The organism is Mesorhizobium sp. B1-1-1 (assembly GCF_006442955.1).
Lineage (GTDB): Bacteria > Pseudomonadota > Alphaproteobacteria > Rhizobiales > Rhizobiaceae > Mesorhizobium.
In genome coordinates this window covers 91,961-117,157 of record NZ_VFWW01000016.1, presented here as the reverse complement: position 1 = coordinate 117,157, position 25,197 = coordinate 91,961, and the positions used below count along the sequence as shown (strand labels likewise).

The window sequence follows — 25,197 nt, the reverse complement described above, 5'->3', positions numbered from 1 at the left end:
TGTCATGGCCCAGGTGAACAGGGTCGCCGCGCCGTGCCAGTTCAAACTCGCCCTGTCGAGAAATAGCCAAAGGGCCGTGTAAGCCAGCAGCACCAGGAATGCTGCCGGCCGAGAGGTCAACGTGCCAATTGAGGTGAGCACGCTCGTGATCGGGTGATTTGCCATCATCAAGAACTTTCGACTGCAACGCGGGTTCCCATTCTTGGGCCAAGCTCGCGAACGTGCTTGAAGGGTTTTGCCGCAAGCTGATCCGACATCTTGGGCGGCCACAGTTTTGGACGAAGCCGGAACTTGGCGACGATGGTCGGATGCGCTGGCGTGAAGGTGTCGTTCCACGGCAGATATGAAGCCTTCTTCATGTGTGGCGGAACCTTCGGCGTCGTGCAGCTTTACGTTCTTTAGGTGGAGATCATGAGGGGAGATGTAGCTCGTCTTCGCTGGCGTGGTGGTGTGCAGCACGCGGGCGAGCGCGCGGTGACACCACTCTGATGTCCGCGCGAAGAAATGGATCGCTAGCTTGCCGCCTTCGACCCGCGGACAGTCGTACCATCCTAATGGTCCGACACTCGGCGATTCTCGGAACGTGACTACTTCCAAGTGATGGGGCGAGGTATGGCACGCGATACAACCTGACCTGAGCTTTTGAGCCCGCTCGATATTAAGGAGGTAACCCCTTGCCAGGTGAGACGATACTGCCGAACAGATCAGGTTTCGATCTCTCCGTGTTGTTCAAGGTGCTGGAACGACGGGACGATCTCACGGCCCAAGACCGGGCAGTACTTAAGGACGGCCCCTGGCGCGTGCGTGACTACGAAGTCGACGACGAAATCGTCGTGGAGCACTCCGAACCCAAGGAGAGCTGCGTTATCGTCTCGGGGATCACGGGAAGAAATGTCACCTTCGCCGACGGCAGGCGTCAGATAACGGCCCTCCACATTCCAGGCGACTTCGTTGATCTGCATGCATTCCTGTTGCACGTTATGGACCACAACGTCGTTGCTTTGGCGCCAACTCGCATGGCGTTCATCGGGCATGATACGCTGCATCGGATCACTGAGACCCACCAGCATCTGTTCCGCGTGCTGACAACGGTATTGGCGGTGGATGCCGCCATTCAGAGGGTTTGGATCGCGTGCCTCGGGCGCCGGTCCGCAGAGGCCCACCTGGCGCACATCATTTGCGAGATGTTCCTGCGTATGGAGGTCGTCGGCTTGACCCGGGAATGGTCATTCGAATTTCCTGTCACGCAAAGCATGCTGGCGGATACGGTGGGGCTGTCGATTGTCCATCTCAATCGGACGCTTATGGCATTGCGCCGTGCTGGCCTTATCACCTGGCAGCGTAAGGTCGTGACCATCACGAACTGGGATCGCTTGGTGCGAGCCGCCGAGTTCGACGCGACTTATCTCAACCTTCGCAAAGAGCCGCGATAGAGACTTTTACTCGCGTGCTTCGTCACCTCCCAGCAGCAATGATGGCCCAAGCAATGGCGCACGGCACGCTCGGCTTGAGAGGCAGGTGGAGGACCCCAACGGGCAAATTGCCGACGCACTCCTCAACCACCTCGGCCCGTGCACAATCGTGCTAACGGATAGTGCTTCGGCCGCACGGCAGGCGATTTTCTTCAGGCTCCTCTGCTGCAATTGAACCTATCCGGGCGGCCCTCAAGCACGCGATCCGCGGTGTTCATGCATCTTGGGCTAAGGGATCTGATGCGTCTGGCGCCGATTAAAGCGGTCAGTTTGGAACTTTTCATCCCCACAAGCGTTCGAAGGGGCTTGTGGGGACGGGGTGCCAAATGAAGCAAGGGATTCTTCCTGCTCAAGTCGACGAGGTAGCCTCTCTCTCGGAGGTTCCCGATCCGATACTCACCAATGAGTTTGAGGATTTCTTCGAGAATGCCGCCATCGCACTTCACTTCGTCGGGAAAGATGGCACCATCCTGCGTGCCAATCGCGCGGAATTGCAAATGTTGGGATTCACGGCCGACGAATATGTAGGCCGCAACATTCGCGATTTCCACGCAGATCAGGTTGCTATTGGAGACATATTGGACCGCCTGTCCCGGCGGGAGGAACTTAAAAACCACCGCGCCCGGCTGCGTGCCAAAGATGGCTCGACCCGCTGGGTGGAGATAACCTCCAACGTTCGCGCATTGGGTGACCGCTTCCTCAATACCCGCTGCATCACCATCGATGTGACTGAAACGGTCAAGGCGCAGGAGCTTATCCGCGAACAGGAGCGGCGCCTTGCCATCACCTATGAGAACGCTGCCGCTGGTATTGTGGAAGCAAACGCCGAAGGCCAACTGCTGCGGGTAAATTCCCATCTGTGTGACCTTTTGGGCTACACGCAGGATGAGCTGATTGGACGATCGATTTTTGACCGCACCTTTCCCGCCGATGCTGAAGCAGATCGCGAGCAGTATCGACGGCAAGTGGCTGGCGAGATCGACAGCTACACACTTGAAAAGCGATTTGTTCGCAAGAATGGATCAGTTTTTTGGGCTGTTGTGAATTCGTCGAGCGTTCATGACTGCGACGGGTCATTTCGATACGCTGTACGTGTCCAGCACGATATCAGCGAGCGCAAGCGGGTTGAGGCGGCGCTTGCCAAACGTGCCGAGGAACAGGGTGCGATACATCGATTCACCGAAATGCTGCAGCATGCGCGCACGCAAGAGGATGTGTATGCGCCGGCGCTCGATGCAATCCAACGTGCGCTCCAATGCCAGCGTGCTTCGATATTGCTGTTGGATAAAAACGGGCGCATGAAGTTTGTGGCTTGGCGTGGCCTGTCCGACACTTACCGCGTAGCGGTGGAAGGACACTCGCCTTGGTCAGCGGAGAGCCAAGATCCGCAGCCGATCTGTGTTGACGATGCACACCAAGCGGATTTGCCGGAAGAATTGAAACAAGCGATCCAGACTGAGGGCATTGGTGCGGTCTACTTCATTCCGATCACACAAGGTGGACGGCTTCTGGGCAAATTCATGGCCTACTTCGACCAGCCTCAAGAGCACTCGGAACAGCAGATTGAAACGGGTCGGACCATCGCTCGTCAGCTCGGTTTCGGTATCGAACGCATAAAGGGCGAAATTGCTGCTCAAAGGCTGGCAGCAATCGTGGAGTCTTCCCATGACGCGATCGTCAGCAAGGATTTGAATGGGATCATTTTGACATGGAATCGCGGGGCTGAGCGCCTGTTCGGCTATTCGGCCTCGGAAGTGCTCGGCAAGCCGATCACGATCATCATCCCTCCGGATCGGCTGCAAGAGGAGCCGCTCATCCTGGGTCGAATACGCAAGGGCGAAATTGTCGATCATTTCGAAACAGTCCGGCGCCACAAGGATGGGTCGCTAGTGGACATTTCTCTGACTATATCGCCTGTCCGAGACGCAGCGGGCCGTATCGTTGGCGCCTCCAAAATTGCCCGGGATATAACTGCGCAGAAAATTGCGGAAGCAAAGGTGCGCGACAGTGAACGTCACCTTCAGGATCTTCTCGCGGCCATCCCTGCTGCAATCTACACGACCGATGAGCAAGGCAAGATCACCTATTTCAATGAGGCAGCGGTCGAACTCGCCGGCCGCACGCCGGTGATCGGCAGTGATGAATGGTGCGTCACCTGGAAGCTCTATTGGCCAGATGGAACGCCACTTCCTCACGACCAGTGTCCAATGGCTGTTTCCCTTCGTGAAGGGCGGCCGGTCCGGGGAGTTGAGGCGATTGCCGAGCGGCCGGACGGCACGCGGATTCCATTCATTCCCTATCCGACGCCGATGCGGGATGCAGCTGGAGCAATTGTCGGCGGCATCAACATGCTGGTCGACGTCAGCGAGCGCAAGCAAGCTGAGACACAACAGCGGATCCTGCTTAACGAACTCAACCATCGCGTTAAGAACAACATGATGATGTTGAAGTCCTTGCTTTCGGTAGCGGCCAGGACCAGTCAAAATTCGGAGGCTCGCAAGACGCTCGACGAGGCGAGCAAGCGAGTGGCAACCATGGCTGCGGCTCAACGTGTTCTCTACGACACCCCAGACGCATCCAATTTCAGCGCGCCACTTTTTCTCGGGGCCATTTGCGAAACGACAAAGCAGGTGTTTCCAGCGAACGTCCAACTCATTTGCGACGCCGATCCCATCCAGTTGCCCAACGATATCGCGATGCCGCTTGCGCTCATACTCAATGAGCTTTTGGTCAATGCCGTCAAACATGGATCTGCGGGCAAGGCAAGCATCATTCGGGTTGGGATCAAGCAGCACGGTCAAAAGCAGGTGTTGACGGTAGAGGATGAAGGTTCAGGTTTCGATCTGAGGGCGGTGCGTCCTTCCTCGTCAGGTTTGCGGTTGGTTGAGGGGTTGGCGCGACAGATTGGTGGGATTTTCGAAGTTGAGCGAGATCCGTCTCGTTGCATCGTGATTTTTTCTCAGGCTCCCGGGGAGAACGGCTTTGACCTTAAAAACGGCAATGTTTGAGACAGGCCGAACGGGGGAGTCGAACCAGCCATTCAGACCTCAGTTGGTTTTCTCCAGAGATGATGGGATTGGAGCAGAAGCGAGAATTTCCGGCAAACCATGCATCATGATCGTCGAAGACGACTACCTCATAGCCCTCGATGTCGAGGCTAGTCTTAGCGATGCCGGTTTTGTGTTGGCTGGGATAGCCAGCACAGCCGAGGAGGCGATCATAATTGCGCGCTCGGCTCAGCCTGCGATTGCCCTGATGGATATCCGCTTGCTTGGCAAGCGGGACGGAATTGACGCAGCGTTGGAACTCTACCGGGACTTCGGCATACGGTGCATCTTCGCAACCGCGCACGCTGACCGCGACGTAAAGCTTCGAGCCGAAGCGGCAAGACCACTCGGCTGGGTTCAGAAACCCTACTCTACGGCGATGCTCATCGAAGCCATCCAAAACGGTTTGCAGGAGCTCGACAACAAAGGCTGAGCGTCACAGCCGGCAGCCAGTGCTGGCGAAGCCCTGGCTTTGAAATTAACGGACGTAATCTTCGTTGCTATCGCGAATTGGTACGCTCCAAGCTGGCCGGCTGATCGATTGCGACTGTACGCATACAGACCACCGGATCCATTTTGCCTGGCCTGACAACCCAGGAGGCCTGGTATCAGGCCAATAGCATGGGCCTGCAATCATACCGGGTTTGGTTAGATACCATAGTGCCGACAAATCTCTCCGTCACTTCGACCGAAGTCCGGCTTCGGGCCGTGGCCATGGAACTGCCGAAGGGCATCGGCACACCACGGCAGCGCGATTGGCTACTCGGAGTATGTCGCAGGGATTTCCGATGTGAGCTTCTTCGGCGAAGCCGCCAAACGCTGTCTCGACATCGTGCACGCAAACACGCCCGCATGGAAGGACACCTTACGATGGACGTCGCAGAGTGGGTTAGCCAATCTCCCGACCGTCAATATCGGCCCGTGGTGGCGCGACTACCATAGATCGCTGGAGAGGCTGCACACCGGCTATGCGCGTTCGATGTCCTGCCCGTCTCTCGGCGATGTCTGCTCCAGGACTGCTCGCCCTCTTCCTGACCGGCGCTTTTTCGGTCGGCAGTTAGAGCTCGGGGCCGTTCGGCACGGAGCCGCTCTTCTTGAACGGATGCCATCGACGACCGCTTTCCAGACGCAAGCGAAGGTGCTCCCGCTGCCCGACCTGAACGTCGCGGACCGTCAGTCGGAAAGGACCGACGCATCCGGCTCGGCTGCTAGCCGAGCGTGCGAATCGGAACCAAAGTTTGAGGAGCAAGTTTGGCCGTGAACGCCGAAGTTTGGCACAACCATCCAAGGAAGGAGAAGCCGATGAAAGCGCAATGCGGGCCGGCGGCAGTTTGCCGCTGCTTTGGTTTTGTTGAGCTTGCCGGCGATGGCCCAGACGAGCGGGACACCGGACCTTAAGCTGCCAACGCAGCAGTCTGGATCCACGCCGCCCCCCGGCCCCACCGGACATATCGACGACCAGACGCGTGAAATGATGCGCCAGATGATAGACGAGATGTTGCAGGAAAAGCTGCAGGGAGATGGCGGTCCCGAAGGAGGACCTCCGCACCGCAAAGGTTGGCACCGGGACATCGCACAAGGGCCTCGCGAGGCGGGCAGGATATCTCGAAAGGCTGATCGCATGGGGCCCCGCATGATGTACTTTGCCCGTATGCAAATAATGTTTGCGATAATGGACGCCGACGGCGATGGAGCCCTTTCGCACAGCGAGATCCAGGATGTGATCGGGCGGATATTTGACGCCGTCGACGAGAACGGCGATGGCAGGATTGACCTCGAGGAGATTCAATCCTTCTCACAGGGTCGTGGAGGTGGAGACATGCAGTAGCGCCCAAAGGGGCGCCTGGCTCCTGTTCCTGGCCGCCATACTCGCCCGACCTCAACCCGATCGAGATGGCCTACTCAAAACTCAAGGCGCACCTGCGAAAGAAGGCGGCCAGAACCTTCGACACGCTTTGCGAGGCTCTCGGCGATATCTGCCACCTGTTCGAGCCAGCCGAATGCAGAAACTTCTTCAAAGCGGCCGGATATGAGGCCGATTAATCGCGACACGCTTGAGGCAGAAAAATTGCGCGGGCGCCAAAGCTGTCCGGTCTCGGCCCGCCAAGTCCCGGGAACATGGCCGCGAAGAGGACCATTTGTTCACCTGACCTGCGGCGGGAGGTGGCCATGCGCGGCCTGCGGCAGCTCTCTTTTGGCATGAGAAGCCCGGTCACAGGTGCTTGAACCGCGAGCGGCAAGGACGGCTGATCAGGCGATGAGGCGGAGAGATTCGGACGTTCCCCTCAATCCGCCATGCCGGCCTCATGGGGTACTATTGCGTCGAGGATTGCGTTGTACAAACTGACGGTATCTTCCTCGATTTCTGTGCTGCTGATGCCAGCCGCTTTCGCATCCGAAAAAAGCTTCTGGGTGAGTTGGGCAACCGAGGTGACATCCGCCCCGACTGTTTCCGGGACGTTGCTTGATATCCATTTGTGAAGGAAGTTGGTTCCACGCGTGCTCATCGAGAAAACAACCACCAGATGAACAGCGCGCAAGCCCCAACCACAACCGCTGAGACCGCTATCAAAATGCCCCTGCCGTTCTGCCATCCGGGCGGCGGCGGAGGCACCACCTTTTCAGGCTTGGTTCGATCGTCCATTCCGCAACAAGCTGCGGGGAGATCTTAGGTTCCGCTAATCCCGTTTCGCGGAAAATAACTTGCCATGGCTGCCACACATTCAATTTTTCACTCCAGCGAAAGAACCGCCTTTTTCAGCCTTCGGCTCCGACCTGCAGGAGGTGCTAAGGCCGGGTCAGTGAGAACAGCACGCCTGGCGATTTGCTCGCGTCGGCATACCGGCGATTTCTGGCCGCGAACCGCGTATTGCTTGAACACCTGACGTCCCTAGTTGCGGTCTCTCAAAAACCTCGCCTCCCGCAGCAATGAATTCCAATCGGGGCCGATGAGCTTGATCAGGTCACGCGCCTGGCGTTCCGAGATGCCGACTTCTTTAGCCAGCCGCCGAGCAAGAAGCCGCATGCCCTCGTCTTCGCGTTCGCTGCCGTCATCTTCCATCGAAACCTCCTACGGCCGAACGTGGCAGCGCTGGTTTGGTTTCGCCAGGCAAAAAAAACCGCCGGCCGGAGCAAGCGGGCGGATTGTATTGACGAATTTGGGCCGCCCTTCTTGACGAGACGCATCACCGCCACAGAACTACCAAATGACTTCAAGGATCGACGCAACTCGCGACCTAATGCTTTCGGATACCGCCGACCTAGTTGCTGCTGCAAGTGCGGCCCGGGAACTCTATGGCCCAGACGCGGCAACGGCAGTGGTCTACTGCGCCATGGAAGCACATTTCGCTGGGCGGACGGCCGATTTTCTTTTCTGGTTTGATGTTTTTCGCGACCTGATTAAGCCCAAAGCTCAATGAAGCGGCGTGAATAAAGGGCGAGGTAGGAGGCCGTTTGACCGCGCGTCCTGGCCGTCTGGAATCCGTTTGGAGAACGGCAAGGACATACTCCTGGAACTGATTGGGAATGGCCGAAGGAGCCGCGCTCGCTGGCAGCGAAGGCATCCCCCGATGAGAAGTAGCGCGGCCAACACGAAGCTCTATCGCCGCGCATCACCCGACCTGACGCCAGAACATGGACGGCGTGCCATCGATGCCCGCGGATTAACTATCGAACTACGCGGATTATTGTCGGATCAGAAGCAATGACCGCCAGAACCTGCTCGTTGCAAAAGAGGCGAAAGGCTGCCGCCTACGCAAACTGAGGAGCCCTGCAATCTGGTCGACGCCGATTACATCACGGCGCAAGCGGGGTGGCGCGAACCCGCACACTCGGATGCGGCTAGAGTTCCGGGTTTTCGGCAATTTGCTGGCGGATATCGGGAAAGGCATTGAAAAGGGCCCAGCGTCCCCGTCTGGAGATGCCAGAAGCTCTTTTATAGACGCGGGTGGACGCCCGCATTGCCACAGCCCGGCCCTGTTCAGCCTGTCGTGGGTCCACTGAGGAAAACCGCCACCCGCGCTGGATCCGGTGATCCCAATTGCCGGCAAACTGGTCGATAGGGTTAAAGCTATGGCGCAGCATTGTTGGATATCGCCCGCCGATTTAACCCGGGCCGCGTCTGACACTTAGCTGACTGCGCGCAGGCGCCGAGACCGAACAAAGAGTTGTAGTCCCTCGGAATCCAACGCATGGCCGAAGGCATAGCCTTGCAGTATGTCGCAGCCCAAATCTCCAAGCATCCGTGCGTGCTGCATCGTCTCGACACCTTCTGCTATAATCTCGATACCCAGGGACTTGCCGATCTCAATGATCGACGACACAACCTGCCTTCGTTGCGGAGATTTGACGATTGGAATGATCAGCTGCCGATCTATTTTCAACCGGCGGGGCTGTAGCTTGAGCAGGCTGACTATAGAGGCATAGCCCGTGCCGAAATCATCTATCTCTATATCGATGCCGAGTTCCTTTATTTGATTGACGTTCCATGCAATCAAATCATCGCTGCCATCCAGGAAAATAGACTCAACAAGCTCGAACGAAACCGTTCCCTTTTTGATATCTAATTTCCTTAAGCTCTTTATGAGTTCTTCGTCATGAAGACGTCGCGCGGAAACGTTGACCGATACCCGTGGTATATGGAGATTTGCATTGGACCACTTTGCAAAATCTGAAAGTGATTGATTCAGTATGGATCGATCGATCATCGAGACGACATTTAACTCGTCGGCAATCCTTAGGAAGGCATCCGGCGCTAAAATTCCCCGCTTTGGGTGTCTCCATCGCGCAAGCGCCTCGACGCCGACGATTTCGAGGGTTTTTGCATTAAATTGAGGCTGGTAGAAGGCTATGAACTCATTGCGCTCCAGGCCGCCGAGAACTTCGTCGGCAATCCGCTTCGTGTCGACGATCTCGCTTTGCATCACCTCGGTGAAGAAATCATATCGGTTGCGCCCACGCGTCTTTGCCTGGTAAAGCGCGATGTCGGCATTCACCAGCAGATGCTTGCCTTCGATGTCATTGTCGTTCTCGACTGCAATCCCCACGCTAGCACCAAAGCGGCAGCGGTGGCCGTGGTAGTAAACAGGTTCGCTCATCTTGCTGATGATGTCGTCAGCCAGCAGCCCCAGTTGCTTAGTATGCTGCACAGTGCACAGGACCACGAATTCGTCGCCGCCAATACGAGCGACGAAGCCGCCCTCCCCTACCTTGGATCGCAGCACGGTAGATGCGTGAACCAGCATCGCGTCACCCGCGGCGTGGCCAAGTGTATCATTGATGTGCTTGAACCGATCGAGGTCGATGTGAAGCAGGCCCACATGACCGCAGTCTCGCCTAGCTTTTGCTACGAAGTCTTTCAGTACCTGGTCGAGGTAACGACGGTTGGGCAAACCCGTCAGAGAGTCGTGAAGTGCGATATGCTCTATGCGCGCCTTGGCAGACTCGAGTTCTGCATTTTTCGTCTCCGACAGCTGTTTTGCGCGAACCAGGTCGCTGTTGAGCAGGACGTCGGCCGTTACATCCCATTCCGCGCCAATCATCTTGGGCGTCTCGTTTGGGGCTTGGTATATGGTGGCCTTGGATCGGACGTAACGAATTTCACCACCTGGACGGACAATCCGGTACTCCGACGAATATGTTCCGCCGCTGGCCACAGCACTGTTGAAATCTGCGTTGGCGCGGGCCAGATCCAGGGGGTGAATTGCGCCCGCCCAATCCGAATAGCCGCGAGGACCTCCATCGCTGGGCTTGCCATATATTTCGTTCACGCGATCATCCCACGACAGGTCATTGGTCGCGAGATCATGTTCCCAAACGCCAATGGCTGACGCCTCCAGAGCAAGTTCTAGGCGTCGGGACAATCGACGCAGTTCCGTATAATTGCGCTGCCTTTCACTAAGCAGCCGACCTGCTACCAGGAATGGGATCAGGATCAGCGCCCCGGCCGCGGCCATGATGGTACGCAAGAGCCAAGCGTTGCTGGGGGTCGAAGGCCAGCCGTTTTTGGGGACGGCTGCGATCTGCCACGAACCGGACGGAAGCAGAACTTCGGCCGTCACCGGATTGCTTTTGCGGATGTCTGCAGAGCCAAAAAATTGAACTCCGCTTGGGCCAAGGGCATCTTTCCCTATGAGCGCGATATCAATCCCGAGATCATCGTCAAACAGGCCGCTCGCCTTGTAAAGGCGCTGCACATCGACGACCGCGGATATGATGCCCCAAAATCTTTCACTGTTGCCCGCACTCGACACGAAAACCGGAAAACGGCCGATGAAGCCCTGGCCTCCTTGCTTCAGGTCGACGGGGCCGGCAAGAATCAACTTGCGCTCGTCTCGCGCCCTTAGCGCGGCCTTGCGTTGCCAATCATCCTTGCGGTAGTCGAGGCCCATCGCCTTCTCGTTGCCCTTCAGCGGATACAACAAGGAAACGACCAGATCGGGCGCGCCGGCAATGTTGTTCAATTGTGAGTTTTCGCTGAACAGGTTTCTCGCGAGAGAAGCAAAGCGTTGCTGTCCCATATAGGGTTCCGTCACGACCGTCGCGACCAGTCCATGCACAAGTTGGAGGTTTCCGCTGATGTTACCTTCTAGCTTGGCGCGAATTAGATTTACCTTGACCAGGACATCCGCGCGGGCGGCTTGGTCCGAAACGATTTTGTTTTGATGGTCCGCATACGCTGCGCTGATGGCAATAACCAAGACCGCCATGGCGGCCGGAATATTCACCGAAGAAAAAACGGCATCCTTCATCCCGCCGAACCTAGCGCCGAAAAGGGGCAATGGGGTCGAACTCCCTGTGTGGTTCCGGTGTTCGGATGGACTCGTGCTACAATACTAGCGTTGATTGCTTAATTTTAGACTTCACACTTCTGAAAACTTTGCACTTCCGACGGTGATGTCATCTCGGGTCGACGCCGGTCCCCTCGACGTTTTCACGCTGCCGACGACACCGATGACAACACTGATATTGATGGGAATCGTCGACAAGCGACTTCGTCACCTGCCCTGACCGCAATCAGAGAAGACAGGCGAAACGGCTACAAACGGCACGAACCTGGGCTGCTGCCAACCCCTTACAAGCCGCGCTACACGGCGCGGCTGGCCTATACGCAAGATTTAGAAACGGCTACGCTCAAGCTGAGGGCGTTCGCCTAGCAAACCAGATCGCCGTCGAAAGCCCGACCAGCCGGTGCTCGGCAGGCGGGTGCCTTCGACTGCGCGTCGTAGCAAGAGCCCTGTGCTCGGAAAGAATCCTGATCGCAGGCGACAGTCGTTTAAGCGGGATCATACCGTCACATGGATTTAGGAGCAGCGAGATATGGGATCATACCGACGCTCCGCTTCGTCGCGCCGATGGAATAGGCCATCGGAATCCTGGGAGAGTTCTTTGGCAAGCCGTACATATTCTTGCCGGCCCTCACCGCAAATGAAAAGTGCTGCCACGAAACCGTGTCATGCTCATTCAGAAAATCGAGCGTGAGCCCAGCTGAAATCAGGGCGTTCACGACATCGCTGATGGGATGAATCCACTCATAGTAGCGAGGATGCTTCAAGCGCCGGTCGTCGCCGGTATAGGTAAGTTCCTCGTTCCAGGCGAGCGGCTGAGCTATGGGTGTTCGCCAGTCGTGCTTCAACTCGAGTGCCGCGGCCTTGCGATCACACTGGAACATTAACGGATGGCCCTCAGCCATATAGAGCCGACCGCCGGGTCGCAGGAGATCGGCAACCACTCGCGCCCACCGGCCCACGTCGTCGAGCCAGTTTACCGAACCCCAAGTCACGTAAGCGACGTCAAAGGTCCGGCCAAGCGCTTCGACTGCCTCGAATAGCGGCGCTTCCACGAAGCGCACATCAGTGCCTGCCTTGGAAGCGAAATCCCGCGCAGCGGCGATGGCAGTCGGTGAAAAGTCGAGGCCGGTCACGCTGCGCGCGCCGAGATTTTTCAAGCTGATCGTGTCGAGCCCAATGTGACATTGTAGATGGATGATATCCTTGCCGACAATATTACCGAGCTCGCTCGTCTCAAGCTCATAGAGATTGGATCCCCCTGCCAGCACGTTTTCGATCTGGTAGCTGCCCGTTGTGTCAGTCGAATGCAGTTCGGCCCGATCATCCCAATTAAGGCGGTTCGTACCCAGAAACGATTCCACACCCCCTCCGATCGTCAGCGCTTGCTGATGCTTGGTAAACAAATGCTTAATATCTTTGCAGCGAAAGGGCCGTGCGTCAATCTGAGGTCGGCGGACGATGTGCCAGTTCGCGAAGCCTATAATCGCGGAGACAGCGGCGGGGTCTGAGGGAAGGTGTAGGTTGCTCGAACTGAGTTGATGATGATGCAGGCAGTTGCCGACCGCTCGCCTGGCAGTAGTTCTGCAAGCTCGGAAGAGAGCGCCAGCTGCATGCTTAACGAGGGAACAGTTTCCGCTCGTCTGCGACGACCCGCGCGGACCTGATCGGATCGGGTCGGTTTGCCTCATCAACAGCCCATCTGAGTGCCCCTCATGCCAACGAGCATCACATGATCGATTTCGGCAAGTCGGCAACGGAAGTGCTCGGATCTGAACGGGCAGCGTAGGCACGGTTCTCGCCGCCCGTCGATCAGCCCACGCTACCAGAGCTCCAACGGCGATCGCGGTTTACAGCATCGTTAACTCGCCATCGACCACGTATTGCCTGCCGGTCACATCTGCAGCAGCATCCGACAGCAGGAACCACGCGAAGGCTGCGGTCTTCGCCTTCTGGGGGGCCGAGAAAGTCGGCAGCATCCCCGGAACTTGCACTCAGCATGTCGTCTCGGGAACACGAACCCCGGTTCCGCAACGCGAGCCCAGTTCGTCCCCGCGGCTACCAACCTCTACCCTGGCACGCCCCACGGCGGCATGCGCATCCCCTGAAACCTATGGTGCTCGGAGGTTCGGCATCGCAGTTGGGGAATTGAATATTGCCAAGTGAAAGGTCGTGCCGATCTGCCGGGTCGCGGGTGCCGAGGGTGCCACATCTCTTAGATAGAGAGGTCGATCCAGGCGGCTGCAACCGCGGTCTGCTAGTGGCGTCCGTCAAGAACCATGCGAGGCATGGCCGGGCCTCGCCTTGATTCCCGAGCCCGCCTCGCCATTTTGTACCTGCGTCGTGCCCTGACTTCATCCTCCGCTTGCTTGCGCGATATCTCCACCGTACCGAGCAGCATCTTTTCTGGCATGCGATTGTCGTTTGAATTTCGAGTGGCCGCCATATTGGTTCTCCGTTGTGGAAGCCGAACTTCGACTTGGCGGAAGTGTTCCCTGCGGCGCGGGATCGATGCCTCGGGAGCACTAGTTGACCACCGACGAACAAGATCGGGAAACAGAGCCGCGACGTGGCTGGTGGCGGCAGATCCAGGGCGGGCATATCATAGTTAAATGACGGCGCAGGAGCAGGATGCGATGGGGGTGCTCAGCGGCTCCCCTTAAGCTGCTGAACAAAGGCATCGGCTTGCGGAGGACCACAGCATGCGCATGCATCATCCAGCAGACATCGCCATTTATCCAACCGATCTCGAACTGCTGCAGCGGGTTCTTATCCAGTATTGTTCAGAGAGACGGTGCAGTTTGGATTCCGCCATGGCCAACGACGCAGCATGTGAGCTGATGGCGCTGTTTCAGGCCGGCATCGAGGACGAAGGCGAACTCGAACGCATCATTTCCCGTCATGACATGCCGCTTCGGATGGTGGGGTAGGTGCCCTCCTGCCCGTGTAGTGGGCATGCTGTAGGGTCCAGGCTGCACCGCGCGGCTGGCAGGCTTATCCCACCCGCCCCCGCAACAAGGGCGCCGGCCACCTTGGCTCGGCACGGGTGCGAGCAAATTGTTTGCTAAGAACAGCCATACATCGAGCCTCGGTACCGGGTAGCCTCAATCCATAGTGCGAGGGCAATAGCTGGCGACCGCCCCTTAACTTCCAAATCGCGACCTCGATAGCCGCCAGCCGCGATCCATACTGTCTTTGAACGCTGGTAGATTGTAACGCCCCGTGCGCTCGCCCAAGCGCACAGGTCTGCAAAGTCTCGCTTCATGATTTCCCCACACGCAGCAATCGGAACGCTATAAACTGCGAAGGTGGAGGTATGTTCCACGATGCTAAAAAAGCCCGCCACCTTTCGGCGGCGGGCAATCAGCGGGAACACAGCACTGAATGGGAACAGTGCGAGGGTCCAACATCGCCAGCTCGAAATCGTTCCATGCTTCGGCAGGGATCATATAGCGGTTGCTTGACGAACTTGCCGACGTTCGCCGGAAGTCAAGAATGCCGCTGCGCTCCGCGCGCTTTCCTAGCGGATGAAAGCATAACCGCTAGGCTGCTATGCCAATGACGAGCCCCTTGCGCCGCAGATCGTCGATCTCTGCTTCATGTCTTGGCCGACGCGTTCATTTGCCCTGGCGTTGCCTATTCCACGCCTTGCTCCGACTCAACGCCGATTGCGTCGCCGTCACATAGACCGCACCATGATCCCAATTGTTCGTCTTGTGGGGAGCTTTGACGATGGCCTCTCGGTTATCCCTGTCTTTGTCCTTGCGGGCGCAGGTCTCGGTATATCGGGCGTGAACAGGTGTGAGGCCTGTCGCGTCCGCCAGATCCACTTGGGTAATCGGGAATTCAAAATTCTCGTCAACAATGTCGCCGAAAGCCCGCATGCGCACGAAAATTTCATATATCAGAAATCCAATGCGCGAAAAGGCGTCGCGCCTTCCCTCATCGATAATGCGTTCGCGCAACAGCCCTTCATCCTGAAGCGTGTTCCACCAGAAGGCGAGCGCGATACTAGGGCGGTCGAGAAGCAGTTCCTTCATGCGGGTGCCTGAGATCGGCAAGGCCGGCGTTAAGGGGCACGCAGTGACGAAGCAGGACCTGAAGTTCAGCCAGCGAGATTCGCCGAACAACTTTTCGCGACGAGAGAGGGGGCTGGCAACCCTCCACGGCGGCAGTGCCTACTTGCGGATGATCCAGTTTATCAAGGCGGGTTCGATCTGTTTGCGGTCGGTAAATTCCACGATCAGGCTTGTAGCCAGATCGCGCCATTTGTCTTCCGGCACTTTGGTTTCCAAAACCAGTTTTTTGAACACTTCGCGCAGAATGTCGCAATCAAATGCGGAGATGTCGCTCGGTGCCTTTGCCGCCTGCCCGATAAATTCGGAGCACGATCCCGGCTGGCGATCTTTCTGCTGCTCATGAAGGCGCTTCAAGAGTTGGCGCGAGGCTTCGACGGCCTTCCGGGAAAAGCTCAGGCTCCGGTGAAGTTCGTCAATCTCCAGTCCGGTACGCCGAACACTCAACCGCGCAGCCTCGACCAGCATTCGAGTGGTATCTGTTTGCGTGGCCATCATCGCCATTCCTCCCCAGCGATGTTTGTCCAATCTAGGCACATTTGATGGGTCACTTCAATGCCGACGCCGGCGGAATTCTTGGGTGCCGGCCTGTAGGATCTTAAGGACCAGCCGTTCTTCGTCAGCCATGTCGCTTGGCAGTCAGCCATTCAGAGCGGGGCCGATTGTATGGACGGGCAGCATGATCACCATCGAGCCTGTCGTTTGGGCTACAACGGCTTGCCGAAAACAAGGAACACTCACCAAAACCGCTGCGAACACAAATCATGTACCAGGCTGCCGGCCAAGCCACCATATTAGTACCCGCCACATGAAGCGGGTACTCAATCGACCGGCGATGAAGGGACTGGTGATCGGCGGTCGCCTTACTAATGTGACCTCGCCTGCGTTGTTTCACGCTTCAGACCTTTGCGCTTCGGAATCAGACTTTGGTCGGGTTTGGGCGGTCCGATTCAAACCACCTGGCAAGGCGCGCCAGATGTCGACCCCAGGCGGTCACGAGCGATGCCACAGCTATCGCGATTCTGGCGACCTAAAGGCGCCAATCCCCACAAGTTTCCGACGACAAGGCTATCACGTTACGAAAATCCCCGTTCAGCCCGAACCCGAACGGGGCGTGCATATTTGCTGCCACGCCAACCTGGCAATGGATTTGAATGGCAAGCCAAACCATACCGAGGACGGTCAGCGTGCGCGAGACGCCGTCCTGAATTCATGCAAGCCAGAGAAGTGGTCAGCGTCGTGAAGCGGCCGGCCTAGCGTACGTCTCCGAAAGCGGGCCTCGGCTTTACGTGTTCGCCAGACGAATGGCGGCGACCGATAGCGGCGGCAGCGCAATTTTGAGGACCAAGCTACCGGCCTCGCTCTTGCTCGCGACCGGCTCGCTGCGAAGCTCCGAAAGATGTTTGAGTCTATCCACGGTCGGCGCGTCGAGATATTCGGGTTTGCCCATTTCTTCCCAGCGGCGCTTGGCGTTGGCGTGCTCGGCGTCGATGCGTTGCACGCAAGCCGTGGTCGCAGTCGACGCGGCTTTCAGCGTGAACAACACCTCCTCGGTCTTGATCGGATGGCGCGGCAGGGCGAAATTCGTCAGTATCAGCGTAGACGCGCCGTCGCCGCGGACGAACCAGGCGTCGACCGTCTCGTGAGCGCCCTCGACCGGCAGCATCTCGGTGCCAGCGCCATGCAGCAATTGAAAGGCACGATAGGCCGGCTTGGCGATGCCGTGGATGTTCAACAGTCCGAACCCGCCCTGGAAGGGCAGCGAGGGAAAATAATTCTCCTCGAAAATATCGGAGAAGGTCCAGTAGCTGTATCCCTCAACCAGTCCGTTCGCTTCCAGAACGGTCTTGACGATGAACGCGGCGGCATAAGGGTCGTCATGCAAGGGATCGCGCGGGTTCGAGGAGGTGCACCATTCGGTATAATAGAGGGGCACGTCGCCCGCTTGCTTGCGCGCGCCTCGCGCCTCGTCGCGCAGGGCGCTGCGTTTGCTGGCGGCGAGCTGCGCTTCGGTGTCGTCGCCTGGTTGGCCGAAATCGTCCGTCGGGTAATGGTGCGTGCTGACGAAATCGGCGGGCAGGTCGCCGGTCCGGCAGAAATTCAGGAAATCCTCGATCCACGCGTTATCGGCCGTCGCCGGACCGCCGACCCGCAACAGCTTATCGACGCCTTTGATGGCTTCGGCGGTATAGCGATAAAGCTCGAAATAGTCGCTTTGCTTGCCGCTGCCGAAGGCGGTCAGGTTCGGCTCGTTCCAGACCTCGAAGAACCATTGGCGCACCTCGTCCAGGCCGTAGCGGCCCACCCAGTGGCTCACCAGTTTGCGGATTAGCACCGCCCATTGCGCGTAGTCCTTCGGCGGCGTGACATTGGCGCGGTAGTGAAAGGCGGTCTTGTCGCCGGACGCCAGGGCGACGGGCATGAAGCTCAATTCGACGAACGGCCTCATACCGATCGAGCGCAGATAATCGAAGATGAGATCGGCGTTGAAGAACGAATAGAACAATGTGTTGCCCTCGCCGATCAGCGTGCCCATCTCGTCGCACAATATGCCGTGGAAGCGGACATAGCGCATGCCGAGCTCATCATGCGTCCGCTTCAGTTGCGCCTGCCAGTCTGCGCGCAGGCCGAGCGTGGCGTGCCCACTGCCGATCGTGTGTTCCCAGAAATGCGGCAGTTCCGTCGCCAGTCCGTTCAGGTCACATGAAAATGTCGCCGTCATGTAAGCCGCTCCTATCCGCCACACGACGCGCGTTGGCGATGATTGTCAGTGTGGGATTGACCACCGCGATCGAGGGAAGAAGCTCGCATCGCCGACCGCCGTCCATTCCGATCAGCCGTTGGTCGAAAAGCCAGGAAAGAGCGTCATGCCGCCATCGACGAAAAGCGTGGTACCGACAACGTAGTCGGAATCGTCGGACGCCAGCCAGACGGCTGCCCGCGCGATGTCTTCCGGCAGGCCGATCCGCCCATACGGAATCAGCGTCAGCAGGCCCTTGAGCGCTTCGGGCGTATCCCAGGCGGAGGTATTGATGGGCGTGCGTATCGCACCGGGCGCGATGGCGTTGACGCGGATGCGTCTGGGGGCCAGCTCCTGCGCCATGCTTTCCATGAGCAGCTTGATGCCGCCCTTGGAGGTGGCGTAGTTCGCATGGCCTGCCCACGGGATTTCCTGGTGCACCGAACTCATGCAGATGATCTTGCCGGCCGCGCACGAGACGGACGGCACCACGCCGCGCCGCAGGAACTCGCGTGTCGCAGCCTGGGCGCAAAGGAACTGGCCGGTCAGATTGACGCCGAGAACGTTAGTCCAGGTCGCCAAAGGCATGTCAGCAAACGCCGAGTCGCGTTGCAGGCCGGCATTGGCGACAAGGATGTCGATGGTGCCGAACTCGCGCATCGTGCGCTCGAACATGTCTCGAACCTGGTCTTCCATCGAGACATCGGCCATGTGGGCGATCGCCTTGCTGCCGGCCCGATGGATCTGGTCCACGACGGCGTTCGCGGCGTTCTCGTTTTCGACATAGTTCACCACCACGTCGGCGCCCGCCCGGCCAAGCGCAACGGCAACGCTCTCGCCGATGCCTGAATTAGCCCCCGTTACGATGGCTTTCTGCCGCGCCAGAGGCTTGTGATCGGACATGGAGAACTCATTCGAAAAGAAGCTCGCCTGGAACTAAAATTATCGCCACTGCCAGGTCAGCCGGCTCCCATGAAACGCAACCGCGGACCAAAAGGTCCGGCTGGCGCCATTACAATGCGGTAACGCGCAGGAACATGAATGTGATCGCGGCTTGCGAACCAATCCAACGCTCCAATGTAAGACTGAGTCGGGAGCGCGCCGAGCGCGCACTTCAGCCGGAGCCCGAAGAAAGCATCCGACGCCCGCTATCCTCGCCACGTTCCCTGTGCGCTGCCTGTTGGGCGTGTTGTTTCTGTCTTTCAGCGCGCCGGACAAGGTGCTGAAGTTCAAGCGGGCGATCGATCAGACGGCGAAACTTGTCTTGGCATCGACCATTCGGCGACCGCCGTTTCCAGCAGCGCCGGGAGCGTCACGCTCTACGAGAACCTCGGCCTGTCGTGCCAGCCCGTTCCTTCAGCCTGGGCGCCACCCCGTTTGCTCGGTGTGAACCGTCCTTCTCATCCTCAACCCTCCTGTAGCTCCCGCAAAGCTCTCCGTCTTTTCGATCCAGCGAAGACCGCTCGGACCCAAAGCCGCCTCGTGAGGCAATCTTCCTGGCCGCACAACCGCGTCTTGTGGTATGAACAAGAACATCATCGGTTTCCAATCTGACAGTCGGACAAAGGGAGTTGAATGATGTCCATCAAAAGCAAAGTTTCTCGCCGCCGGTTCCTCGGCGGCAGCGCCGTCGCCTTGGCGGCCGGCACGTTGGGGATACCGTTCGTGCGAACGGCACGCGCGCAGGTGGCGACCTTCAAGGCCGGTGTCATCACCTCGCTGTCGGGCGAGAACATACTCGGTGGCAACCTGACCAAGCGCGGTTACGATCTCTGGGCAGAGGCCATAAACGCCAAGGGCGGCGTCGAGGTCGCCGGCCAGCGTTTCAAGGTCGACATGTTCTACGGTGACGACCAGAGCAACCCGGCGACGGGAGCCGATGCCGCCGAGCGCCTGATCGTGCAGAACGAGGTTGATGTGCTGTTCGGCCCCTACACCAGCGGCTCGACCATCGCCGTGCAGCCGATCTGCCAGAAGTACCAGGTGCCAATGATTTCCGGCTCCGCGGAATCGCCAAACGTCTGGAAGGCCAAGCCGGAATTCAACTTCGGCATCATCCCGGCCGTCGACACCACCGCAGGCAAGTCGCTGGCCGTACTGGCGAAACTGTCCAACCCAGCGGCCAAGACGATTGCAGTGATTGGTGTCAACGAGCCCTTCTCGAAGGAAACCGGCGAAGGTTTTCGCGACGGGGCCAAGGAAGCCGGACTGGAACTCGTCGCCTACGAATTGGTACCGGCCTCGGGCGACCTGACCCCGGTCATCTCCAAGATCGCAGCGCTCAACCCCGACATCGTCGCCGTCGGCGGCCATGAGGAGCCGCTGATCAACGTCGTCAAGACCTCGAAGTCGCTCAACTTCCGGCCCAAGGCGCTGATAATGCACTATGGCGTCACCGACCCGGCCTTTGCCCAGGCGCTTGCCGCTGACGCCGACGGCACCTGCGGCGTCTCCGTGTGGCTGCCATCGGTGCCGTACAAGGACGACGTCTTCGGCACCGCAAGGCAGTTTGCCGAGATGGCGCAAAAGAAGTCTGGACACGAGCCCGACTATACCGAAGCGGCCTGCGCGGCCAGCGGACTCGTTTTCGGCGATGCCGTCAAGCGGCTTGGCAAGAAGCCGGCGCTCACGCCCGAAGACAGGGTGGCTCTGAAGGACGCGATAGCCGCCACCGACATCCAGACCTTCTATGGGCCGATCAAGTTCGAGAAGGAAGGCAACCACTACCACGACAACGTCCAGCCGGTGCCGGTGCTGATCCAGATTCAGGGTGGCAAGACCGTGGCGGTGGGGCCGAAGGAAGCCGCGGCAGCAGACCTCACCTACCCGCTGCCGGCCTGGAAATAGGCGGTTTTGGACAGGGTGTGGGCGGCCTCGTCGCCATCACTCTGCCAGGCGGAACCACGGTTGCGCGTGCGCGGAAAATGACGGACCATGCCGTTGAGCGCGCTCGCCTCGCCATGGCATTCCCGCTCTTTCGCTTGCCTACTGAGGGACGGTTTGCACCTTGGATCTTTTCCTACAGACCTTGCTGAACGGCCTTCTGATCGGCGGCGTCATCGCCACCTTTACGATCGGATTCCAGCTCGCTTTCGGCGTGCTGCACGTCATCGATTTCGCCGTGGGCGGCTGGGTCGTACTGGGTGGCTATCTCGGCTACTACATGGCCGCTGGACTGGGCGTCGACGGATTCCTTGCGATCCCGGTCGCCTTCGTGCTGTTCGGCGCCATCGGCTATCTGATCGGGCCGATCCTCTACAATGTCCGCAACAGCCGCACGGCGCGGCCGGAATTGATGGCGCTGGCGCTGACCTTCGGATTGTTCACGCTGCTGCGCGGCGGCATGCTGACCGCGTGGGGCTTCAATACCCACAGCGTTCCGACGGCCTTGAGCGGCGAGAGCCTCGCCGTCGGCCCGTTGACGGTGCCGCTGATCCGCGTGGCGGCGGCGGTGTTCGCGGTCGCCATCGCCAGCGGACTGTTCATATTCCTCTACCGCACCCGCTATGGATTGGCGATCCGAGCGACGGCCGAAAACCGGCAGAACGCGGCGCTGATGGGCGTCGACATCCGCCGCCTAAGCGCCAATGTTTACGGACTCTATGCAGGCATCACTGCCATGGCCGGTGTGTTGATGGGTGCAATTTTTTCAGTCAATCCGGAGGTCGGCCTGCGCTATACGCTGTTCGCATTCTTCGTGGCTGTGCTTGCCGGCTTAGGCTCCGTCGGCGGTGCCCTTGTCGCCGCGCTGCTGCTCGGCGTCATCGAAGCCTTCGTTGCGACCTATGTCGGGTCGAGCTATTCACTGTTGGCGATATTCGCCACGCTGTTCCTCGTCCTGCTCGTATCCCCGCGCGGGATCCTGCGGCACGGCTTGTGAGACCGGACATGAACCCACGCTGGGCCGGCGTCCTCCTGCTGATCGCGGTGATCGGCGTGTTGGCGCTGCTGCCGATGCTGGTCAACAACTATTGGCTGCGTATCGCCACCGGCGCACTGATGTGGGCGGGGCTGGCCTGCTCTTGGAACATACTTGGCGGCTATGCCGGCTACATCAATTTCGGCCATTCGGCCTTTTTCGGGCTCGGCGCCTACGTCACCGCGCTGCTGATGGGCGACAAGCTCGCCTGGCCCTTCTTCGCCACCGTCCCCGCCGGTATGGTTGTGACAGCGCTGTTTGCCATCATAATCGGAGCGCCGACGCTGCGCCTGCGTGGCGCTTATTTCGCCATAGCCACCTGGGCCTTCGCCGAGGTGCTTATCCAGTTCGCCTCGGTGATGGACTTCACCGGCGGCATCGGCGGAATTGGACTGCCGCCGTTTCTCGATGAGCGCTTCTTCTACTTCGCCATGTTCGCCGCAGCGGCGCTGACCTACCTAATCACCTGGGCGCTGTTCGAGCGCTCACGTTTTGGGCTGAAGGTCAAGGCGCTGCGCGACCACGAACTGGCGGCCGAGGCAATGGGCATCAACACTTCGCTGGTCAAGCTGCAGACCTTTGTGCTCAGCGCCGTCACCGCCTCCGTGTTCGGCGCGATCTTCGCCTACTGGGTCACCTTTATCAATCCGAAGAGCGTCTTCGGCGGCGACATCACCGACCAGATGGTGGTCATGGTGCTGCTGGGCGGGCTGGGCAGCCTGTGGGGGCCGGCACTGGGCGGCGTGGGGCTGTTCGTCGTCAACCGGCTGATCTGGATGTATTGGGGCGACACCGCCTTCTATATCGCCATATTGGGCGCGGCCATCGTGCTGGTGGTGCTGTTCATGCCGAACGGCATCGCCGGCCTGTTTTCGAAGCGCGCCGGCAACTCCGGCGCCGTGCTGGAAAAGGCGGTCGACAAGCTTGTCGGCGGTGACCAGGGAGAGCCCAATTGAGCGTGGCCGACGACCGAACGGCTGGCGGCGGCGACCCTATCCTCGTCGTGCGCGAACTTTACCGCCATTTCGGCGGCATCAAAGCCGTCAACGGTGTCTCCCTGGACGTCGCTCGGCACGAGATCGCCGGCCTGATCGGGCCTAATGGGTCGGGCAAGTCGACACTGTTCAGCCTGGTATCGGGCGCGGTCACCCCTGATCGCGGCCAGATCCGCTTCGACGGTCACGAGATCGGCGGCCGAAAGACTCACGTTATCGCGCGGCTGGGGCTTGCCCGCACCTTCCAGATTCCGGCCATGTTCGACAATATGACCGTCATAGAAAACCTACTGGCAGCAGCGGCCGAGGGCCATTGGCAGGGCGCGCGTGAACGGGCGGCCGAAACACTGGCGCTGCTGAAGCTGGACCATGTCGCCGACAATCGCGCCTCCGACGTTTCGGGCGGCCAGCAGAAACTGCTGGAGTTCGGGCGCGTCATCATGCGCCAGGCCTCGCTCATTCTGCTCGACGAGGTGACGGCGGGCGTGCATCCAAATATCCGGAACATTATCGTCGAGGCCATCGCGCGGCTGCGCAAGCGCGGCGTCACCTTCCTGATCATCGAGCACGACATGGAGATTGTGCGCAATGTGTGCGACCGCATCATCGTGATGGACGCAGGCCGTGTCGTGGCTAGCGGCTCGTTCGACGACATTGTTCGCGACTCGGAAGTCATGCAGACCTATCTGGGGCGGCCGCAATGAGCGCCACGCTCACGGCAGAAAACATCGTCACCGGCTATGGCAAGCAGGAGATCGTCCACGGTGTCTCGCTTAATGCGGAGGCTGGCAAGATCACCTGCATCTTCGGACCGAACGGGTGTGGCAAGTCGACCTTGCTCAAGGCCATTGCCGGCGCGCTGCCGGTGTGGAGCGGCAGGGCGAGCCTGGGCGATACAACGCTCTCCAACCTTGCCGTTCATGAGATAGTGCGCGAAGGGCTCGTGCTGATGCCCCAGGGCGGCGGCGTGTTCCCACGCCTGACGGTGATGGAAAATTTGCGTATGGGTGGCTACGCCATCGCGGACCGCCGGTTAGTCGAGCAGCGCATCGAGGCGCTGATCGAGCAATATCCCTCTTTGGCGCGGCGGCGGCGCACCGCGGCCGGTTCGCTTTCAGGCGGCGAGCAGGCAATGCTTGCGCTGGCGCGAGCGCTGGTCTCGCAACCTCGCTTCATTCTACTCGACGAACCTTCCGCTGGATTATCGCCGGCCATGGTCATTGAGACGCTCGAACGCGTTACCACCCTCACCTCGCGTGGCATCGGCATCGTGATGGTGGAGCAGAACATCCGCGAGGCCATGCCCATTGCAGACAAACTTTACATCTTGGCGGCCGGCGAAAGGCGCTTCGAGGGAAGGCCTCAGGACGTGCACGACGACCGGCAGATCATGGACATCTATATGGGCGGAGCGTGAGATTTGCAGTTCTGCTCTTGCGGTCGGGGATTGCTATTTCCTGACCTGCCACTGCACTGTGATCCAGTGGCGATTAGAGCCTTTGGCCCTTTCTGTTACCCCTCGCGGAACCGGTTGCTCAATCCGCGCCACACCCGCTGAAGAAGCGGCCAATCGAATGAGATGGAGAAGCAGGAGCCGTAGCGCGCCGAACTGATCGATCAGATGCCCGCAGACCAGCAAAAAAAGATGATGGTTATGGACGTTGCCGGATATCCAACTGATCTGCCACTGGACGACTGCGGTGGGACTGCAATCCGATCGTCAGCTTCCAGGCAAGGAGTTGCTGAGCAGCCATTCACCTCCCGTTGATTGCCGACGTAGTTGACCGGGCTGTTTGCGGGGCCTCAATCCTATGAGGGCGCCGTTTGCGCCATGTCGTCAGCTCCGGCTATTGGCGACGGAGCCTACCGCGACTTCACATAATCGAGACTAGCTTGGAATAGTTTGGCGGCAGGCTCGGTATATGCAGCATCGAGGTGAAGTTTGTCCGCTCTTGCCGTTTTGGGAAATTTCCGGATGCTCAAGCACGTCGTCTCAGGCGCCAGAGTGCGGGAGATGGGTGAGGACGATAGAGGATCGGCGCCCACGTGCTCGCGCCCGAAAGTGCTGCCAATCGGACCCTGCATCCCCCTGCCCTGTTTCCTGAACTGGATCGATCTTGCCGGGGAGCATTGTCCTGCCGATGATCGCTCGAATTCCGGCCA

Annotated in this window: 20 protein-coding genes and 1 pseudogene; 12 read left to right on the top strand and 9 right to left on the bottom strand. The window is 59.1% G+C overall.

Going from position 1 to position 25,197, the window contains the following annotated elements; translation table 11 throughout:
- Positions 1 to 167 precede the first annotated feature (167 nt).
- Positions 168 to 359, bottom strand: coding sequence for a hypothetical protein (locus tag FJ986_RS27690; RefSeq protein WP_140567522.1), 192 nt, complete (start codon positions 357 to 359; stop codon positions 168 to 170).
- Positions 360 to 674: 315 nt separating this feature from the next.
- On the opposite strand from FJ986_RS27690, the gene FJ986_RS27685 reads away from it, so the two are divergent.
- The 5 genes and pseudogenes from FJ986_RS27685 to FJ986_RS27665 all read left to right on the top strand — a co-directional run.
- Positions 675 to 1,433 (top strand): Crp/Fnr family transcriptional regulator, encoded by a 759-nt coding sequence (locus tag FJ986_RS27685; RefSeq protein ID WP_224656184.1) that lies wholly within the window; start codon positions 675 to 677, stop codon positions 1,431 to 1,433.
- A 365-nt stretch (positions 1,434 to 1,798) separates the two neighbouring features.
- A complete protein-coding gene (locus FJ986_RS27680) occupies positions 1,799 to 4,480 on the top strand; it encodes a PAS domain S-box protein (RefSeq protein ID WP_140523372.1) in 2,682 nt (893 codons plus the stop codon).
- Positions 4,455 to 4,952: a response regulator gene (locus FJ986_RS27675; protein ID WP_224702955.1), complete on the top strand. Its 498-nt coding sequence runs from the start codon at positions 4,455 to 4,457 to the stop codon at positions 4,950 to 4,952. The genes FJ986_RS27680 and FJ986_RS27675 overlap by 26 nt, the downstream gene beginning before the upstream one ends.
- A 933-nt stretch (positions 4,953 to 5,885) precedes the next feature.
- A complete protein-coding gene (locus FJ986_RS27670; protein ID WP_140523369.1) occupies positions 5,886 to 6,347 on the top strand; it encodes an EF-hand domain-containing protein in 462 nt (153 codons plus the stop codon).
- Between the two features lie 16 nt (positions 6,348 to 6,363).
- Positions 6,364 to 6,562, top strand: a pseudogene (locus tag FJ986_RS27665) (transposase); the annotation flags it as partial.
- 242 nt (positions 6,563 to 6,804) lie between these two features.
- Here FJ986_RS27665 and FJ986_RS27660 read toward each other — a convergent pair.
- Together FJ986_RS27660 and FJ986_RS30600 are read right to left on the bottom strand one after the other, a co-directional pair.
- Positions 6,805 to 7,026 (bottom strand): DUF768 domain-containing protein, encoded by a 222-nt coding sequence (locus FJ986_RS27660; RefSeq protein WP_140523490.1) that lies wholly within the window; start codon positions 7,024 to 7,026, stop codon positions 6,805 to 6,807.
- Between the two features lie 383 nt (positions 7,027 to 7,409).
- Positions 7,410 to 7,580 carry a hypothetical protein gene (locus tag FJ986_RS30600; protein WP_181165432.1) on the bottom strand — a complete coding sequence of 57 codons (171 nt, stop codon included), beginning with the start codon at positions 7,578 to 7,580 and terminating at the stop codon, positions 7,410 to 7,412.
- A gap of 145 nt (positions 7,581 to 7,725) precedes the next feature.
- Between FJ986_RS30600 and FJ986_RS27655 the strand changes: the two genes are divergently transcribed.
- Positions 7,726 to 7,938: a hypothetical protein gene (locus FJ986_RS27655; protein ID WP_224646616.1), complete on the top strand. Its 213-nt coding sequence runs from the start codon at positions 7,726 to 7,728 to the stop codon at positions 7,936 to 7,938.
- Positions 7,939 to 8,646: 708 nt separating this feature from the next.
- Here the strand turns inward: FJ986_RS27655 and FJ986_RS27650 are convergent.
- Entirely contained in the window at positions 8,647 to 11,268 is a 2,622-nt protein-coding gene (locus tag FJ986_RS27650; protein ID WP_224656188.1) for an EAL domain-containing protein, read from the bottom strand.
- A gap of 542 nt (positions 11,269 to 11,810) precedes the next feature.
- Positions 11,811 to 12,710, bottom strand: coding sequence for a class I SAM-dependent methyltransferase (locus FJ986_RS27645; RefSeq protein WP_224656190.1), 900 nt, complete (start codon positions 12,708 to 12,710; stop codon positions 11,811 to 11,813).
- A gap of 1,296 nt (positions 12,711 to 14,006) precedes the next feature.
- Between FJ986_RS27645 and FJ986_RS27640 the strand changes: the two genes are divergently transcribed.
- On the top strand, positions 14,007 to 14,234 hold the full coding sequence (locus tag FJ986_RS27640; protein WP_140499490.1) for a hypothetical protein: 228 nt from the start codon (positions 14,007 to 14,009) through the stop codon (positions 14,232 to 14,234).
- Positions 14,235 to 14,921: 687 nt separating this feature from the next.
- Here the strand turns inward: FJ986_RS27640 and FJ986_RS27635 are convergent.
- The 4 genes from FJ986_RS27635 to FJ986_RS27620 form a co-directional block, all read right to left on the bottom strand.
- On the bottom strand, positions 14,922 to 15,344 hold the full coding sequence (locus tag FJ986_RS27635) for a hypothetical protein (RefSeq protein ID WP_140499492.1): 423 nt from the start codon (positions 15,342 to 15,344) through the stop codon (positions 14,922 to 14,924).
- 138 nt (positions 15,345 to 15,482) lie between these two features.
- Complete coding sequence (locus tag FJ986_RS27630; RefSeq protein WP_140555438.1) at positions 15,483 to 15,875, bottom strand: hypothetical protein; 393 nt, start codon at positions 15,873 to 15,875, stop codon at positions 15,483 to 15,485.
- Positions 15,876 to 16,665: 790 nt separating this feature from the next.
- Positions 16,666 to 18,102, bottom strand: a complete 1,437-nt coding sequence (locus tag FJ986_RS27625; protein ID WP_140499496.1) for a glycosyl hydrolase — start codon at positions 18,100 to 18,102, stop codon at positions 16,666 to 16,668.
- A gap of 111 nt (positions 18,103 to 18,213) precedes the next feature.
- Positions 18,214 to 19,023 (bottom strand): SDR family oxidoreductase, encoded by an 810-nt coding sequence (locus tag FJ986_RS27620; RefSeq protein ID WP_140523363.1) that lies wholly within the window; start codon positions 19,021 to 19,023, stop codon positions 18,214 to 18,216.
- A 675-nt stretch (positions 19,024 to 19,698) separates the two neighbouring features.
- Here FJ986_RS27620 and FJ986_RS27615 point away from each other — a divergent pair.
- The 5 genes from FJ986_RS27615 to FJ986_RS27595 all read left to right on the top strand — a co-directional run bounded on the left by FJ986_RS27615 (position 19,699) and on the right by FJ986_RS27595 (position 24,451).
- Positions 19,699 to 20,967, top strand: a complete 1,269-nt coding sequence (locus FJ986_RS27615; protein ID WP_210239474.1) for an ABC transporter substrate-binding protein — start codon at positions 19,699 to 19,701, stop codon at positions 20,965 to 20,967.
- 160 nt (positions 20,968 to 21,127) lie between these two features.
- Positions 21,128 to 22,000, top strand: coding sequence for a branched-chain amino acid ABC transporter permease (locus tag FJ986_RS27610; protein WP_140499499.1), 873 nt, complete (start codon positions 21,128 to 21,130; stop codon positions 21,998 to 22,000).
- Between the two features lie 8 nt (positions 22,001 to 22,008).
- Positions 22,009 to 22,995 (top strand): branched-chain amino acid ABC transporter permease, encoded by a 987-nt coding sequence (locus tag FJ986_RS27605; protein ID WP_140523360.1) that lies wholly within the window; start codon positions 22,009 to 22,011, stop codon positions 22,993 to 22,995.
- Positions 22,996 to 22,997: 2 nt separating this feature from the next.
- On the top strand, positions 22,998 to 23,738 hold the full coding sequence (locus tag FJ986_RS27600) for an ABC transporter ATP-binding protein (protein ID WP_224656199.1): 741 nt from the start codon (positions 22,998 to 23,000) through the stop codon (positions 23,736 to 23,738).
- Positions 23,735 to 24,451, top strand: a complete 717-nt coding sequence (locus FJ986_RS27595; protein WP_140523358.1) for an ABC transporter ATP-binding protein — start codon at positions 23,735 to 23,737, stop codon at positions 24,449 to 24,451. The genes FJ986_RS27600 and FJ986_RS27595 overlap by 4 nt, the downstream gene beginning before the upstream one ends.
- Positions 24,452 to 25,197 lie beyond the last annotated feature (746 nt).

Coding starts and splice junctions, on each gene's coding strand:
- FJ986_RS27630 (WP_140555438.1), bottom strand. CDS start 15,875: ATGGCCACGCAAACAGATACCACTCGAATGCTGGTCGAGGCTGCGCGG.
- FJ986_RS27625 (WP_140499496.1), bottom strand. CDS start 18,102: ATGACGGCGACATTTTCATGTGACCTGAACGGACTGGCGACGGAACTG.
- FJ986_RS27640 (WP_140499490.1), top strand. CDS start 14,007: ATGCGCATGCATCATCCAGCAGACATCGCCATTTATCCAACCGATCTC.
- FJ986_RS27635 (WP_140499492.1), bottom strand. CDS start 15,344: ATGAAGGAACTGCTTCTCGACCGCCCTAGTATCGCGCTCGCCTTCTGG.
- FJ986_RS27690 (WP_140567522.1), bottom strand. CDS start 359: ATGAAGAAGGCTTCATATCTGCCGTGGAACGACACCTTCACGCCAGCG.
- FJ986_RS27660 (WP_140523490.1), bottom strand. CDS start 7,026: ATGAGCACGCGTGGAACCAACTTCCTTCACAAATGGATATCAAGCAAC.
- FJ986_RS27620 (WP_140523363.1), bottom strand. CDS start 19,023: ATGTCCGATCACAAGCCTCTGGCGCGGCAGAAAGCCATCGTAACGGGG.
- FJ986_RS27615 (WP_210239474.1), top strand. CDS start 19,699: ATGTCCATCAAAAGCAAAGTTTCTCGCCGCCGGTTCCTCGGCGGCAGC.
- FJ986_RS27605 (WP_140523360.1), top strand. CDS start 22,009: ATGAACCCACGCTGGGCCGGCGTCCTCCTGCTGATCGCGGTGATCGGC.
- FJ986_RS30600 (WP_181165432.1), bottom strand. CDS start 7,580: ATGGAAGATGACGGCAGCGAACGCGAAGACGAGGGCATGCGGCTTCTT.
- FJ986_RS27650 (WP_224656188.1), bottom strand. CDS start 11,268: ATGAAGGATGCCGTTTTTTCTTCGGTGAATATTCCGGCCGCCATGGCG.
- FJ986_RS27595 (WP_140523358.1), top strand. CDS start 23,735: ATGAGCGCCACGCTCACGGCAGAAAACATCGTCACCGGCTATGGCAAG.
- FJ986_RS27655 (WP_224646616.1), top strand. CDS start 7,726: ATGACTTCAAGGATCGACGCAACTCGCGACCTAATGCTTTCGGATACC.
- FJ986_RS27670 (WP_140523369.1), top strand. CDS start 5,886: ATGGCCCAGACGAGCGGGACACCGGACCTTAAGCTGCCAACGCAGCAG.
- FJ986_RS27680 (WP_140523372.1), top strand. CDS start 1,799: ATGAAGCAAGGGATTCTTCCTGCTCAAGTCGACGAGGTAGCCTCTCTC.